Origin of the sequence: Paracoccus denitrificans (assembly GCF_900100045.1) — a bacterium.
Lineage (GTDB): Bacteria > Pseudomonadota > Alphaproteobacteria > Rhodobacterales > Rhodobacteraceae > Paracoccus > Paracoccus denitrificans.
In genome coordinates this window covers 81,124-95,459 of record NZ_FNEA01000001.1, presented here as the reverse complement: position 1 = coordinate 95,459, position 14,336 = coordinate 81,124, and the positions used below count along the sequence as shown (strand labels likewise).

The following is a 14,336-nucleotide window of genomic DNA, read 5'->3' as shown; positions in this document are numbered from 1 at the left end:
AGCCTTCGGGGAGGAGGAAAACATGACAATCACCCGCCGCAGCGTCCTGATGGGTGCCGCCGCAGGGGCGCTGGCCGCGCCCTTCATCCGGCCGGGCGCCGCCCGCGCCGCCGAATTCAGCTACAAGATCGCGAACAACCAGCCGCTCGAACATCCCAGCAACGTCCGGCTGGCCGAGGCGGTCAAGGCAATCCTGGAAGAAACCTCGGGCGCGGTGGACATCCAGATATTCCCCTCGAACCAGCTTGGCGCCGATACCGACGTGCTGGGCCAGCTGCGTTCGGGCGGGGTCGAGTTCTTCCAGCTTTCGCCGGTGATCCTGTCAACGCTGGTGCCGAACGCCTCGATCAACGGCGTGGGCTTCGCCTTTCCCGACTACGACACGGTCTGGAAGGCGATGGACGGCGAGCTGGGCGCCTATGCCCGCGGCCAGATCGAGAATGCCGGCCTGGTGGTGATGGACAAGATCTGGGACAACGGCTTTCGGCAGACCACAACCTCGACCAAGCCGATCCAGGCGCCCGAGGATCTGCAAGGCTTCAAGATCCGCGTGCCGGTCAGCCCGCTCTGGACCTCGCTCTTCTCGGCCTTCGGCGCTGCGCCCGCCTCGATCAACTTCGCCGAGGTCTATACCGCGCTGCAGACCGGCATCGTCGACGGGCAGGAAAACCCGCTGGCGATCATGAAGGTGGCCAAGCTGTGGGAGGTGCAGAAATACCTGTCCATGACCAACCACATGTGGGACGGGTTCTGGCTGCTGGGCAACCGCCGCGCCTGGGGCGCGCTGCCCGAGGATGCGCAGCAGGTCGTCGCCAAGCACTTCAACGAAGGCGCGGACAGGCAGCGCGAGGACGTGATGGCGCTGAACGCCACCCTGCGCGGCGACCTCGAAGAGCATGGCTTCGTCTTCAACGACGTGGACCCGCAGCCCTTCGAGGACAAGCTGCGCGAGGCCGGCTTCTATGCCGAGTGGAAAAAGACCTATGGCGACGAGGCATGGGAGATCCTGGAAGCCGCCATCGGACGAAAGCTCGCCTGATGACGGAAACGCCGGCCCCCGCACCCGCCGAACCCGCCCTTGCCGAACCGGCCAGCGGCGGCGCGCAGGCGGTTGCGCGGGCGCTGTCACTGCTGTCGCTGGTCGGCAGGGGCGGCGGCGAGGGGCTGGCACTGGGACAACTGGCCGCCGCATCGGGGCTGACAAGGCCCACGGTGCGGCGGCTGCTGCTGGCCCTGGCCGCGGCGCGCATGGTCGAGCAGGACCGCCGCACCCGGCGCTATCACCTGGGCCCCGAGGCTTATCTGCTGGGCACATTCGCCGCCGAGCGCCACGGCATCCTGCACCACGCACGCGAATCCATGCTGCGGCTGGCGCGCGAGACCGGCGACGCCCTGCTGCTGACCGTGCCGCAGGGCGACCATACGCTGTGCCTGGAGCGGATCGAGGGCGATTTTCCGATCCGCACCCATGCGCTGATGCGCGGCGACCGCAAGCCTGCGGGCGTCGGCGCCGGTGCCCTGGCGATCCTTGCCGCCCTGCCCGCGCCCGAGGCCGATGCCCTGCTGCGGCAGACGGCGCCGCAGGCCGAGGCGCTGGCCCCCGGCCTTGCCCCGGCACTGGCCGAGGATCTGGCGCACGCACGCGCGGCCGGTCATGCGCTGAACCCCGGCCGGGTGGTGCCGGGTTCCTGGGGCCTGGGCGTCGCGATCCTGTGGCCCGACGGCCGGCCGGCAGGCGCGCTGTCCATCGCCGCCATCGAGAACCGCATGGGCGAGGCGAGGCGCGCCGAACTGGCCGTCCTGCTGCACCGCGAGGCGCAGCTGGTCGCGACCCGCCTTGCCGCACTTGAGACGCAACCGAAAAGGAACATCGCATGACCGATCCGCTGATCGTCGGCTGGGCACACACGAAATTCGGCAAGTCCGAGGCCCCCGACACGCTGGCCCTGATGGCCGAGGTCGCACGGCCCGCGCTGGACCATGCGGGCCTGCCTGCCGATGCCGTCGACGGCATCTTCGTCGGCGTCTACAACAACGGTTTCTCACGGCAGGATTTCCAGGGCGCGCTGGTCGCCATGGGCACGCCGGAACTGGCGGGCGTGCCCTTCATGCGCACCGAAAACGCCTGCGCCACCGGCTCGGCCGCGCTGTATTCGGCAGCGGATTTCATCGCCTCGGGGCGCGGTAAGGTGGCGCTGGTGATCGGCGCCGAAAAGATGAGCGCGACGCCCGGCGACCAGGTCGGCGACATCCTGCTGTCCGCCAGCTACGTCCCCGAGGAGGGCGAGATCCCCGGCGGGTTCGCCGGCGTTTTCGGCCGCATCACCGAGAATTATTTCCAGCGCCACGGCGACCGCTCCGAGGAGCTGGCGATGATCGCCGCCAAGAACCACGAAAACGGCATGCGCAACCCCTATGCGCATATGCAGAAGCCCTTCGACCTGGCGTTCTGCAACACCATCTCGGACAAGAACCCGCGCGTCGCCGGGCCGCTGCGGCGGACGGATTGCTCGCTGGTCTCGGACGGGGCGGCGGCGCTGGTTCTGGCCGCGCCCGAACTGGCGGCGGAACTGCAACGCGCCATCCGTTTCCGCGCCCGTGCGCAGGCGGGCGACCTTCTGGCGCTGTCGCGGCGCGATCCCATCGCCTTCGACGGGCCGCATCGTGCCTGGGCTGCGGCGCTGGATCAGGCCGGGCTCGGCATCATGGACCTGTCGCTGGTCGAAACGCATGACTGCTTCACCACCGCCGAGATGATCGAATACGAGGCCATGGGCCTTGCCCCGCGCGGCCAGGGCTGGCGCGCCATCCGCGACGGCGTGACCCGGTTCGACGGCGCGCTGCCGGTGAACCCCTCGGGCGGGCTCAAGTCGCGCGGCCATCCCATCGGCGCCACGGGCGTGTCGCAGCATGTCATGGTGGCCATGCAGCTGGCCGGCGATGCCGGGGCCATGCAGGTGCAGGACGCGACATTGGGCGGCGTCTTCAACATGGGCGGCGCGGCGGTGGCCAGCTATTGCTCGATCCTGGAGCGCGTGAAATGACCGAGCCCGCCACCGAACCGGCCGGCGGCGTGATCCCGGTCTCGACCCGGGTGATGAACCTTGCCACCTTCCTGACCCAGGCCGCGCGGCGCGACCCGGACGGCATCGCGCTGGTCATGGGCGAGGCGTGCTGGACATGGGCCGAGTTCGAGGCCCGCACCGACGCGCTGGCCCATGCGCTGCAAACCCGCTTCGGGCTGCAAAAGGGCGACCGGGTGATGTGCCAGTCGCAGAACTGCATGGAGATGATGCAGGCCATGTTCGCCACCTGGCGCGCGGGCGGCATCTGGGTGCCCGCGAACTTTCGCCAGACCCCCGAGGAAGTGGCCTGGCTGACCGAAGCCTCGGGCGCGCGGCTGATGCTGTGCAACGCCGCCTTTCCCGACCATGCGGCAGCCTGCGGAGTAACGACGCTGGCTTTCGGCGCGGCCGATTTCGGCCCCTCGGTGCAGGCGATCACCGCCGAACACCTGGGAAGCCGCCCGCAGGTCGCGGTGGTGGATCGCGACGATCCCTGCTGGTTCTTCTTCACCTCAGGCACCACGGGCCGGCCCAAGGCATCGGTGCTGACCCATGGCCAGATGGCCTTCGTGGTGACGAACCACCTGGCGGACCTGATGCCGGGCCTGACGGGCGAGGATGCCTCGCTGGTGGTGGCGCCCTTGTCGCATGGCGCGGGGGTGCATCAGCTCACGCAGGTGGCGCGCGGGGTGAAAACGGTGCTGCTGCCGACCGAGCGTTTCGACGTGGCGCAGGTCTGGGATCTGGTGCGGGAATGGCGGGTGTCCACCATGTTCACCGTGCCGACGATCCTGAAGCTGCTGGTCGAGCATCCCGCGACGGCAGGCGCCGACACCTCGTCCTTGCGCTATGTGATCTATGCCGGCGCGCCGATGTATCGGGTGGACCAGCAAAGGGCGCTGCGCACCTTGGGCAAGGTGCTTGTGCAATATTTCGGCCTGGGCGAATGCACCGGCAACATCACCGTGCTGCCTGCGCATCTGCACGATGCCGAGGACGGCCCGACCACCCGCATCGGCACCTGCGGCCATGCCCGCACCGGGATCGAGATCCAGATCCAGGACGATCAGGGCCGCGAACTGCCGCCCGGCCAGACCGGAGAGATCTGCGTGATCGGCCCCGCCGTCTTTGCCGGCTACTACCGGAACCCGCAGGCCAATGCGAAAGCCTTTCGCGACGGCTGGTTCCGCACCGGCGACCTGGGCCACATGGACGAGGCGGGGTTCCTGTATATCACCGGGCGCGAGTCGGACATGTTCATCTCGGGCGGCTCGAACGTCTATCCGCGCGAGATCGAGGAAAAGATCCTGACCCATCCCGCCATTTCCGAGGTCGCGGTGCTGGGCGTCCCCGATCCGCTTTGGGGCGAGGTCGGCTGGGCGATCTGCGTGGCAAGCGCGCCGGTGACCGAGGAGGAGCTGGCGGCGTTCGTCGCGCCCAAGCTTTCGCGCTACAAGCTGCCCAAGCGCTTCCTGTTCTGGGACGGCCTGCCGAAATCGGCCTATGGCAAGATCACCAAGAAGATGATCCGCGAAGAGCTGGAGGCGCGCGGCCTGCTGGAGCAGGCCCCGGCATGAACATGATCCATCCGGGCCCGCGCGCACCCGACCGCATGCAGGCGCGGCCCGCGCTGCTGCGCCCCGTCGCTGGCAGGTTGCGCGCGGGGCAGACGGTCATGCAGGCGGTGGGCGCGCTGTTCGCGGATCACGGTTGCAAGGGCGGCGTGGTCTCGCTGGCCGGCCTGCGCTGCGAGCCGATGCGCTATGTCCTGCCGGCGCTTTCGACCGACGGGCTGCACGCGGCATGGTATTCCGACACCCACGCGCCCGAGGGCCGCTGGACCGTCGACAGCGCCACCGCGACGGTCGGCTGGAAAGACGGCGCGCCCTTCCTGCATTGCCACGGCATCTGGTCGGATGGGCGCGACAGGGCGATGGGCCACCTGCTGCCCTTCGACTCGACCGTCGCCGAGGACGTGGCGGTCGAGGGGCTGGGCGCGGCGGAGACATGGTTCGAGGCGCTGCCCGATCAGGAAACCGCCTTCACGCTGTTCACCCCGCAGGGCGGCGGCGACGGTCCCGGCCTTTTCGCCCGCATCCTGCCGGGCGAGGACGTGGTCGCGGCCATCGAAACGCTTGCCGCCCGCCACGGCATCCGGGACGCGCGGCTGCATGCGGTGGGCAGCATCGACCATATCCGCTTTGCCGAGGGGCATCGCATGGATTGCCTGGCCACCGAGCTGCGCTTTGCCGACGCCCGGCTAGCCCGGGGCACGGCGCATGTCCCCATCGAGGTCGTGGACATCCACGGCCATATCGCGCGCGGCACGCTGGCGCGGGGCGCAAACCCCGTCGGCGTGACGCTGGAGCTCATCATCGAACCGACAGGGGAAACGCCATGAAAACCGCCATCGTCACCGGGGGCTGCCGCGGCATCGGCCTGGCCGCCACCGAGATATTCCTGGAACAGGGCTGGCGCGTCGCCATGGTCGACCGCGACACCCGGGAACTGCACCGGGTCGCGGACGGCATGGAAAACGTGCTGGCGGTCGAGGCCGACGTTTCGGACCCCGACCAGGTCGAGCGCATGGTGGCCGAGACCGTCGCCGGCCTCGGCCGCATCGATGCGCTGGTGAACAATGCCGGCGTGGCGCTGTTCTCGCATGCCGGGCGCACCAGTTTCGAGGAATGGCGCGAGGTGATGGCGACGAACCTGGACGGCGTGTTCCTGTGCACCCAGGCCACGGCGCCGGAACTGGCGAAAACCGGCGGCGCCATCGTCAACATCGCCTCGATCTCGGGGCTGCGCGCCTCGACCCTGCGAGTGGCCTATGGCACCTCGAAGGCGGCGGTGATCCACCTGACCAAGCAATTCGCCGCCGAACTGGGCGAACAGGGCATCCGCGTCAATTGCGTCGCCCCCGGCCCGGTCAGGACCAAGCTGGCCATGGCGGTGCATGCGCCCGAGATCATCTCGGCCTATTACGACGCCATCCCGCTGAACCGCTATGGCGAGGCGCGCGAGATCGCCGAGGCCATCGTGTTCCTGTGCTCGGACAAGGCCAGCTTCGTCTCGGGCCAGACGCTGGCGGTGGATGGAGGCTTCGACGCCACCGGCGTCGGCCTGCCGGCGCTGCGGCGCGAGAACGAGCCGGCCTAGGCGTTTCCGCGCGGCAGGCGCTCCCGCCACGGCCTCACGCCCCCGTCCAGGCCACCTGCGCCCAGACCGCCGCCAGCCCGGCGGCGAGTGCCAGCGCGCTGAGCCCGGCGACGGTGATCCCGATCCGCCGTCCGCCGACCAGGCCGGCCAGCACCGCCTTGGAGACGGTGTTCACCGCCACCGCGATCAGGATCGCCTGCGCCGCCACGGGAACGGCCAGGTCGCCGCCGCCCAGCCGCGCCATCGAGATCGACACCGCATCCACATCGGCAATGCCCGAGATCGCGGCGATGATCAGCACACCGACATCGCCATATTGCCGGCGCAGGATCTCGGCCGCCAGCAGCACGGCGGCGATGAAGCCGGCGATCTTCAGCGCCGTACCCACCGCCAGCGGATTGTTGATCGGCAGGACCGGGCCGGCCTGCGCCTGACGCCGACGCAGCAGGATGGCCGCCGCACCACCGGCCATCACCACCGCCGCCGCCGCCAGCGGCAGGGCCAGATGCCCCAGCAGCGCACGGTTCAGCCCCACGGTGACGACGCCCACGCGGACCAGCATGACGACGCCGGAAATCAGGATGCCTGCGGCCAGCAGCCGGGCCGCGCCGGGCTCGGCCTTGCCCAGCCGGGCGAAGGCCAGCGTGGTCGCGGTCGAGGATGCCAGCCCCCCGGCGGCCGCCATCACCACGATCCCCAGTCGATCGCCGAACACCCGGACCGCGACATAGCCGACAAAGGAAATCCCCGCGATCAGGATCGCCAGCAGCCAGATCTCGCGCAGGTTGACCGCGTCCCAGGGATCGATGCTGCGATCGGGGATGACCGGCAGCAGCAGGAAGGACATCGCCGCCAGCGTCAGGATCGCCCGGATCTCGGCCCAGCTCAGCGCGGCGACCCAGCGGTGCAGATGCTCGCGCCCTGCCAAGAGCAGCGTCATCGCCACGGCGGCGGCAACGGCGGGAACCAGCGGCCCGGTGACGGCCAGCGCCCCCAGCAGAAAGACCAGCATCCCCGCCACCGCCGAGGTGGCGCTGACATCCCGGTCCAGCCGCGATTCCAGCCATTGGAAGGCGGCAAAGACCAGCGCAAAGCCGCAGAACACGATGCCGATCACCACGCCGCCGTAATCCAGCGCCAGGACGCCGGTCGCCCCGCCGGTCAACCCTGCCAGCGCAAAGGTCCGCAGCCCCGCGGCGCGCTGGTGCTCGCGTTCGTCCCGGGTGCGCCAGCCGCGCTCGAGCCCGACCAGCAGGCCGATGGCCAGCGACACGGCAAGACGACTGAGAACCTGGTCCTGGTGCATCGGCGCATTCTGCCACCGCTTTCAGCGGCTTGCCAGCGCCGCGAGCATCGGCCCGGCGCAAGCTTTCGAGTATTTGGAGAACGGTGAAGGCGCGGAACCCGGCCGGCGGCACTGGACGAACCGCCCGCCTCGCCTGCATGATCGTCTTTCCAAACAGCGAGCGTCCAGCATGACCCAGACAGGAACCCTCACCATCCGCGACCTGATCGCGGAAAGCGGCGTCGCCTTCGGCACCAGCGGCGCGCGCGGGCTGGTCAGCGCGCTGACCGACCGGGTGGCCCATGGCTATACCCAGGGCTTCCTGCACTACCTGCGCGAGATCGGCGAATTCGCCCCGGGGACCGCGGTGGCGCTGGCGGGCGACCTGCGCCCTTCGACCCCGCGCATCCTGCGGGCCTGCGCCCAGGCGATCCGCGACACGGGCGGGCAGCCGGTATTCTGCGGCCATGTGCCCACGCCCGCGCTGGCGCATTACGCCTTTGGCCGGGCCATCCCCTCGCTGATGGTCACGGGCAGCCATATTCCCAATGACCGCAACGGCATCAAGTTCCACCGCCCCGGGGGCGAGATCCTGAAATCCGACGAAGCCGGCATGGCCCGGCAGGCGCTGGCGCTGGACCCCGCCCGCTTCGGCCCCGACGGCGGGCTGGTCGATGCCGCCCCCCTGCCCGAGCCGCAAGACATTCAGGACGGTTACCTGCGCCGCTATCTGGACTTCTTCGGCAAGGACGCGCTTTCGGGGCTGGTGCTAGGCCTTTACCAGCATTCCGCCGTCGGCCGCGACCTCATCGCCCGCATCCTGCGCGCGCTTGGCGCCGAGGTGCTGCCGCTTGGCCGCTCGGACCGCTTCATCCCCGTCGATACCGAGGCGCTGCGGCCCGAGGACATCGAACTGGCGCGCGGCTGGGCGGCCGAGCACCGGTTGGACGCCATCGTCTCGACCGACGGCGATTCCGACCGTCCGCTTCTGGCCGATCACCGGGGCGAGTGGCTGCGCGGCGACATCCTGGGGCTGATCTGCGCCCGCGAACTGGGCGCGAAATGCGTCGTCACCCCGGTCAGCAGCAATACCGCGCTGGAGCTGAGCGGCGCATTCGCCCGCACCATCCGCACCCGCATCGGCTCGCCCCATGTCATCGCCGCCATGGACGAGGCGGCGTGCGAGACCCTCGGCCCCGTCTGCGGCTATGAGGCAAATGGCGGCTTTCTGCTGGGCAGCGAGATCGTGCGGGACGGCCGGCGCCTCTCGGCCCTGCCGACGCGCGATGCGGTCCTGCCGGTGGTCGCGGTGCTGGCGGCGGCCAAGGCGCGGCCGCTGGCCGAGCTTTGCGCCGACCTGCCGCAACGGGCGACCTTCAGCGACCGGCTCAAGGATTTCCCGACCCGGGACGCGCAGGCAATCCTGGCATGGCTGACCTCGGGCAGCGAGGCAGAGAGCCGGGCGCGGATCGAGGCGCAATTCGGCGCGCTGGCCGGCAGGCTGGGGCGGATCGACCAGACCGACGGGCTGCGCATGAGCTTCGAGGATGGCGCGATCATCCACCTGCGCCCCTCGGGCAACGCGCCCGAACTGCGGCTTTACACCGAGGCCGAAACCGAGGAGACCGCCCGGACCCTGAACGCCCGGGCGCTGGCAAGGGTGCGGGAGATGGCGAACCAACTCGCCTGAACCGCCGCCTTCGCGTCAGGCGGCGGCCGGGGACGGCGGCCGCACCCTTGCCGCAAAGGCGCGCAGCTCGGCATCCTCCAGCGTCTCGCGCTCCAGCAATTCGCGCGAGGATTGCTCCAGCAGTTCGCGATTGGCCTCCAGCAGCGCCACGGTGCGGGCGAAGATGTCGCCGGCGATCTGCTTGACCGCCGCGTCGATCCTTTGCGCCGTCGCCTCGGAATAGCGCCGGCTCAGCCAAGAGCCCTGCTCGTTCTCGCCCAGGAAGCCGGGGCGCTCGCTGTCGTAGCTGACATGGCCCAGGTCGTGGTCCATGCCATAGCGCGTGACCATGGCGCGGGCGATGTCGGTCGCCTTGACCAGATCGTCCGCCGCGCCGGTCGAGAGATGGCCAAAGACGATGCTCTCGGCCGCGCGCCCGCCCAGCAGCACGGCGATCTTGTTCTCCAGCTCGTCGCGGGTCATCAGGAAGCGATCCTCGGTCGGGCGCTGGATGGTATAGCCGAGCGCGCCGATGCCGCGCGGGATGATCGAGACCTTGTGGACCACATCGACGCCGGGCAGCGCCATGGCGACCAGCGCATGGCCCATCTCGTGGCAGGCGACGATCTCGCGTTCGCGCGGATTCAGCAGGCGGTTGCGCTTTTCCAGCCCGGCAAGGATGCGCTCGACCGCATGGTTGAAATCGGCCATGGCGACGGAATCGGCACTGCGCCGGGTGGCCAGCAGCGCCGCCTCGTTCACCAGATTGGCCAGGTCGGCGCCGGAAAAGCCCGGGGTCAGCGCCGCGACCTGCTCGACCTCGACATCCGGGGCCAGCCGCACCTTTTTCATATGCACGCGCAGGATGTCGATGCGGCCCTTTTTGTCGGGCTTGTCCACCAGCACCTGCCGGTCGAAGCGGCCGGCACGCAGCAGCGCGGGGTCCAGGATCTCGGGCCGGTTGGTCGCGGCCAACAGCACGACGCCCGACGAGGGGTCGAAGCCGTCCAGCTCGGACAGCAACTGGTTCAGCGTCTGCTCGCGCTCGTCGTTGCCGCCGGTGAACTGGCCCGAGTTGCGGGCGCGGCCAAGCGCATCGAGTTCGTCGATGAAGATGATGGCCGGCGCGCTCTTGCGGGCCTGCTCGAACAGGTCGCGCACCCGGGCGGCGCCGACGCCGACGAACAGCTCGACGAATTCCGAGCCCGAGATCGACAGGAAGGTCACCCCCGCCTCGCCCGCCACGGCCCGCGCCAGCAGAGTCTTGCCGGTGCCGGGCGGGCCGACCAGCAGCACCCCCTTGGGGATGCGCGCGCCAAGGCGGCCATAGCCCTCGGGGTCGCGCAGGAAGGCAATGATCTCCTGGAGCTCGGCCTTGGCCTCGTCCACGCCGGCCACGTCGGCAAAGGTCACGCCGGTTTCCTTTTCCATATAGACCTTGGCCCGGCTCTTGCCGACCTGCATGAAGCCGCCCAGGCCCTGACGCTCGGCGAACTTGCGGAACACGAACATCCACAGCGCCAGGAACAGCACCACCGGCACCACCCAGGACAGCAGCGTGCCGAGCCAGGTGTTCTGCGGCACGCCGCTGATCTCGACCCCGGCCTGGTCGATGCGCTCCAGGATCGCCGGATCGACCAGCGTGGTGACGAACTGGTTGCGGCCATCGACCGGGGTGCTGAAGCTGCCGGTGATCCGGTCGCCGCCCACCGCCACGGACGAGATGCGGCCCTGTTGCAGATAGGTTTCGAACTGGCTGTAGCTGATCGGCGCGATGTCGCGCGCGCCGGACACCAGGTCCTGGATCAGGATCACGGCCAGGAAGGCCAGGATCCAATACCAGATGTGGAACTCGGTCCTTTTCTCCATGACATCTCCGTGGCGGCGACCCGCAAGGGCGCCTGGCCGATGGGCGCGCGCGCCGTCGATGTTGCCCGACCGCGCGGCGCCGATCATCTCCGCCCGGAGCGGACGCCGCGTCCGGCAAGCGGCGACCGGGGATCGGAGCCGTTCAGCCGCAGCTGCCGCGCCGCCATTCATGGCGGTTCAGATCGCGGCAAAAGCCCGCGGCCGCCATCGCGTCCTGGATGGTGAACAGGGGCGCGATCACGGTCGCAGGTCCGCTTTTGCAGGACAGTGCGGCCAGGAACGCCTCGCCGCGCAGGATGGTGACGCCGGCTTCCAGCGGCATGTCCTCGTCAAGCCGGTCGACGCTGTGCCATGCCTCGTAGACATGGCCGTCGTTGCGAAAGGCCACGCTTTCCCAGATCGCCCTGCCGACGCCGCTCCAGGGGCTGGCGGTTCCGGCAGCGAACGGCTCGCGCAGGGTCAGCTCGGGCCGGCCCTTGGGGCCGAAAGCATAGGTGAAGGCCCCCTCGCCCTGAAAATCCCCGGGCTCGATGCAGACCTCGAGATGCCTGCCATCGCCGATGTCGCAGGAAATCAGCGTCTCGGTCCTGCAATCGGCCAGCGCGACGCTTGCCGCAAGGATCAGCACCAGGACAAGCAGGCAGGGAAATGGGCGCATGGTGGTCTCCGCTCATCGCCGGCCCATCTTGCCCTGGACGCTGTCGCCGGCAAGCCTGAATCGGCCCGGCCGGAGAGGTGATCGGGCAACGCCGGCCCTCCGTCGTCGAGACCGGCCCGCCAACGGAGTTGACGCGCCGGAATCGCGTCACTACACGGTCGGGTGACGGTTTCCGATTTCGGAATGAAAAGGGAACGCAGTGCGGACCAGCCGGTCCCATGCTGCGGCTGCCCCCGCAACTGTAGGCGGATAGCCTTTGCCAACGGCCACTGGGTGCGACCCCGGGAAGGCGGCGACAGGCGACGACCCGCGAGCCAGGAGACCTGCCGTCAGCCGTTGTCACGCGTGAACACATCGGGCGGGGTGCCCCGGTGGGTAGCCATCCGTCCGCTGTCAGCGGATAACAGGATGTCGCGTTTGCGGTGACGGTGAAATTGTCGCTGGAGCCACATTCGTGCGCGATCATATCCATTCTCCCCGTCCGCGCGTCGCGACGCGCAGGACAGCCTGTCCCGCCATGCCATCCGCCGCAGCCGCGGCACGGCGCTTCTATCGGTCTTGCTGGCCGTGGCGGCCCTGCCCGCCTCTGCGCAGCAGGCCGCAACCCGGAACGCCGGCGAGGTGATGCTGGACCCGATCACCGTCAAGGGCCTGTCCCTTGGCTCCGGCCTGGACCTTCGGGCGCACTCGAACGCCGGCAGCCGCCTGGGGCTGAGCGTGCTGCAGACGCCGGCCAGCGTGCAGGTGATCGAGGCGGAAACGATCCGCCAGCGCGGGCAGCGCGACGTCAACCAGGCCATCGTCCAGAACGGGACCGGCATCAGCTTTCACGGATCCCCCGGCAATGGCGGCACCTCGTTCAGCATGCGCGGCTTCAACGGGCACGGGTCGGTGACGCGGCTTTACGACGGCACGCGGCTTTATCCCGCGTCGGGCACCATCTCCTTTCCCTTCGACAGCTGGAACGTGGAGCGCATCGAGGTCCTGAACGGTCCCGCCTCGGTGCTGTATGGCGAAGGCGCCGTCGGCGGCGCAATCAATATCGTCCCGAAACGGCCCCTGACCGACCGCAGCCGGAACGAGATCCGTGCGACGCTTGGCACGGACGGCCAGCGCGGGCTGGCCTTGGGCAGCGCCGGGCCGATCAACGAGGTCCTGGCCTACAGCATCGATGTCAGCGGCACCGCGTCGGACGGCTGGCTGGATCGCAACGACACGTCCAGCCGCTCGCTGTCGGCAGCGCTGCGCTGGCAGGCGACCGAGGACCTGGCGCTGACCCTGTCGCATGACCATGGCGACAACCGGCCCGGCACCTATTTCGGAACGCCGCTTGTCGATGGCCGGATCGACGAGCGCGTGCGCCGCCGGAACTTCAACGTCGAGGACGCCCTGGTCCGCTACAAGGACAGCTATACGCAGTTGCGGGCCGAATGGACGCCGGCCGACAACGTGACGATCCGCAGCAACAGCTATTACCTGGCCAGCGACCGCAATTGGCGCAATGTCGAGGATTACCTCTATCGACCGGATACGGGCGATGTGCTGCGCCAGTTCTACATCGCGATCAACCACGATCTGGAGCAGGTCGGCAACCGCACCGACGCCACCATCAGTACCACGCCCGGCGGAATGGAAAACACCACGACGATCGGCTTCGACGTGAACCGGATCACGTTCAGGAATACCAACAACTCGCCTTATCCGGGCGAGTCGGTGGTGGATTTCCCGAACCCGCGACCCGGCCTCTTCGGCCCGCATCAGATGGCGACGACGGCCGATACGACCACCGATCAATATGCGCTGTTTCTCGACAACCGGCTGAAGATCAACGAGCAATGGTCGGTCGTCGGCGGGCTGCGCCATGACAATCTGCGCGTCACCCGCGTCGAGCCCGCCTTCACCCGCAGCTTCGATTCCGTCAGCTGGCGCCTGGGCGCGGTCTACAGCCCGCTGCCGGATGTGGCGATCTATGCCCAGTATTCCCGCGCGGCCGAGCCGATCGGCAATGTCCTGTCGCTATCCCAGTCGCAGGCGGATCTGAAGCTGGCCAAGGCGCGCCAGCAGGAAATCGGGGTGAAATTCGCCTTTCTGGACGGACGCGGCGATGCCACGCTGTCGGCCTATCGGATCGTCAAGAACGACCTGCTGGCCCGCGATCCCGACGATCCGGCGATCACCCGGCAGATCGGCCAGCAAAGCTCGAAGGGGATCGAGGCGGCGGTCGGGTTCGACGTCGCCCCGAACCTGCGCATCGACGTGAACGGCGCGCTGCTGTCTCCGCGCTATGACGATTATGTCCAGTCCGGCGGCGACTATTCCGGCAATCGCCCGCCCAATGCACCGCGCCGCGTCGCCAATATCTGGGGCTCCTGGGCCTTTGCCGAGGACTGGACGGTGCGGGCCGGTGCCCATTACGTGGGCGAGGTGTTCACCAACGACGCCAACACGACCTCGCGCCCGTCCTACACGGTCGTCAATGCCGGGCTGCAATGGGTGCCACGCGACAACATGAGCCTCGATCTCAACATCTACAACCTGACCGACCGGCTCTATGCGACCTCGGGCGGGTCGAACCAGTGGCTGCTGGCTCCGCCGCGCAGCGCGGCGCTCGATCTGCGCATCGCCTTCTAG

The 14,336-nt window shown here is 69.0% G+C and carries 11 protein-coding genes and 1 riboswitch; of the genes, 8 read left to right on the top strand and 3 right to left on the bottom strand.

The window, feature by feature from the left end; genetic code table 11:
• The first annotated feature begins 22 nt into the window (after window positions 1-22).
• The 6 genes from BLT64_RS00445 to BLT64_RS00420 are packed head-to-tail and all read left to right on the top strand — an operon-like array spanning window position 23 to window position 6,224.
• The gene (locus BLT64_RS00445) at window positions 23-1,039 is read left to right on the top strand and encodes a TRAP transporter substrate-binding protein (RefSeq protein WP_011751037.1); all 1,017 of its coding nucleotides are present in this window, start codon (window positions 23-25) and stop codon (window positions 1,037-1,039) included.
• Complete coding sequence (locus tag BLT64_RS00440) at window positions 1,039-1,878, top strand: IclR family transcriptional regulator (protein ID WP_011751038.1); 840 nt, start codon at window positions 1,039-1,041, stop codon at window positions 1,876-1,878. The genes BLT64_RS00445 and BLT64_RS00440 overlap by 1 nt, the downstream gene beginning before the upstream one ends.
• Window positions 1,875-3,044: an acetyl-CoA acetyltransferase gene (locus tag BLT64_RS00435; protein ID WP_011751039.1), complete on the top strand. Its 1,170-nt coding sequence runs from the start codon at window positions 1,875-1,877 to the stop codon at window positions 3,042-3,044. The genes BLT64_RS00440 and BLT64_RS00435 overlap by 4 nt, the downstream gene beginning before the upstream one ends.
• Window positions 3,041-4,642: an acyl-CoA synthetase gene (locus tag BLT64_RS00430; protein ID WP_011751040.1), complete on the top strand. Its 1,602-nt coding sequence runs from the start codon at window positions 3,041-3,043 to the stop codon at window positions 4,640-4,642. Before BLT64_RS00435 ends, BLT64_RS00430 begins: the two co-directional genes overlap by 4 nt.
• Window positions 4,639-5,466: a PCC domain-containing protein gene (locus BLT64_RS00425; RefSeq protein WP_011751041.1), complete on the top strand. Its 828-nt coding sequence runs from the start codon at window positions 4,639-4,641 to the stop codon at window positions 5,464-5,466. Before BLT64_RS00430 ends, BLT64_RS00425 begins: the two co-directional genes overlap by 4 nt.
• Entirely contained in the window at window positions 5,463-6,224 is a 762-nt protein-coding gene (locus tag BLT64_RS00420) for an SDR family NAD(P)-dependent oxidoreductase (protein ID WP_011751042.1), read from the top strand. The genes BLT64_RS00425 and BLT64_RS00420 overlap by 4 nt, the downstream gene beginning before the upstream one ends.
• A gap of 34 nt (window positions 6,225-6,258) precedes the next feature.
• On the opposite strand, the gene BLT64_RS00415 is transcribed toward BLT64_RS00420, so the two are convergent.
• Entirely contained in the window at window positions 6,259-7,530 is a 1,272-nt protein-coding gene (locus tag BLT64_RS00415) for an MgtC/SapB family protein (protein WP_011751043.1), read from the bottom strand.
• A 169-nt stretch (window positions 7,531-7,699) separates the two neighbouring features.
• On the opposite strand from BLT64_RS00415, the gene BLT64_RS00410 reads away from it, so the two are divergent.
• Complete coding sequence (locus BLT64_RS00410; RefSeq protein ID WP_011751044.1) at window positions 7,700-9,199, top strand: phosphomannomutase; 1,500 nt, start codon at window positions 7,700-7,702, stop codon at window positions 9,197-9,199.
• Window positions 9,200-9,214: 15 nt separating this feature from the next.
• Here the strand turns inward: BLT64_RS00410 and ftsH are convergent, their stop codons facing one another.
• Window positions 9,215-11,047 (bottom strand): ATP-dependent zinc metalloprotease FtsH, encoded by a 1,833-nt coding sequence (gene ftsH / locus BLT64_RS00405; RefSeq protein ID WP_011751045.1) that lies wholly within the window; start codon window positions 11,045-11,047, stop codon window positions 9,215-9,217.
• 142 nt (window positions 11,048-11,189) lie between these two features.
• Entirely contained in the window at window positions 11,190-11,705 is a 516-nt protein-coding gene (locus tag BLT64_RS00400; RefSeq protein ID WP_011751046.1) for a hypothetical protein, read from the bottom strand.
• Between the two features lie 149 nt (window positions 11,706-11,854).
• Window positions 11,855-12,050, top strand: a riboswitch (cobalamin riboswitch).
• A 222-nt stretch (window positions 12,051-12,272) separates the two neighbouring features.
• On the opposite strand from BLT64_RS00400, the gene BLT64_RS00395 reads away from it, so the two are divergent.
• The gene (locus tag BLT64_RS00395; RefSeq protein ID WP_217647936.1) at window positions 12,273-14,336 is read left to right on the top strand and encodes a TonB-dependent receptor; all 2,064 of its coding nucleotides are present in this window, start codon (window positions 12,273-12,275) and stop codon (window positions 14,334-14,336) included.

Coding starts and splice junctions, on each gene's coding strand:
- BLT64_RS00435 (WP_011751039.1), top strand. CDS start 1,875: ATGACCGATCCGCTGATCGTCGGCTGGGCACACACGAAATTCGGCAAG.
- BLT64_RS00425 (WP_011751041.1), top strand. CDS start 4,639: ATGAACATGATCCATCCGGGCCCGCGCGCACCCGACCGCATGCAGGCG.
- BLT64_RS00420 (WP_011751042.1), top strand. CDS start 5,463: ATGAAAACCGCCATCGTCACCGGGGGCTGCCGCGGCATCGGCCTGGCC.
- BLT64_RS00400 (WP_011751046.1), bottom strand. CDS start 11,705: ATGCGCCCATTTCCCTGCCTGCTTGTCCTGGTGCTGATCCTTGCGGCA.
- BLT64_RS00410 (WP_011751044.1), top strand. CDS start 7,700: ATGACCCAGACAGGAACCCTCACCATCCGCGACCTGATCGCGGAAAGC.
- BLT64_RS00440 (WP_011751038.1), top strand. CDS start 1,039: ATGACGGAAACGCCGGCCCCCGCACCCGCCGAACCCGCCCTTGCCGAA.
- BLT64_RS00430 (WP_011751040.1), top strand. CDS start 3,041: ATGACCGAGCCCGCCACCGAACCGGCCGGCGGCGTGATCCCGGTCTCG.
- BLT64_RS00415 (WP_011751043.1), bottom strand. CDS start 7,530: ATGCACCAGGACCAGGTTCTCAGTCGTCTTGCCGTGTCGCTGGCCATC.
- BLT64_RS00445 (WP_011751037.1), top strand. CDS start 23: ATGACAATCACCCGCCGCAGCGTCCTGATGGGTGCCGCCGCAGGGGCG.
- ftsH (WP_011751045.1), bottom strand. CDS start 11,047: ATGGAGAAAAGGACCGAGTTCCACATCTGGTATTGGATCCTGGCCTTC.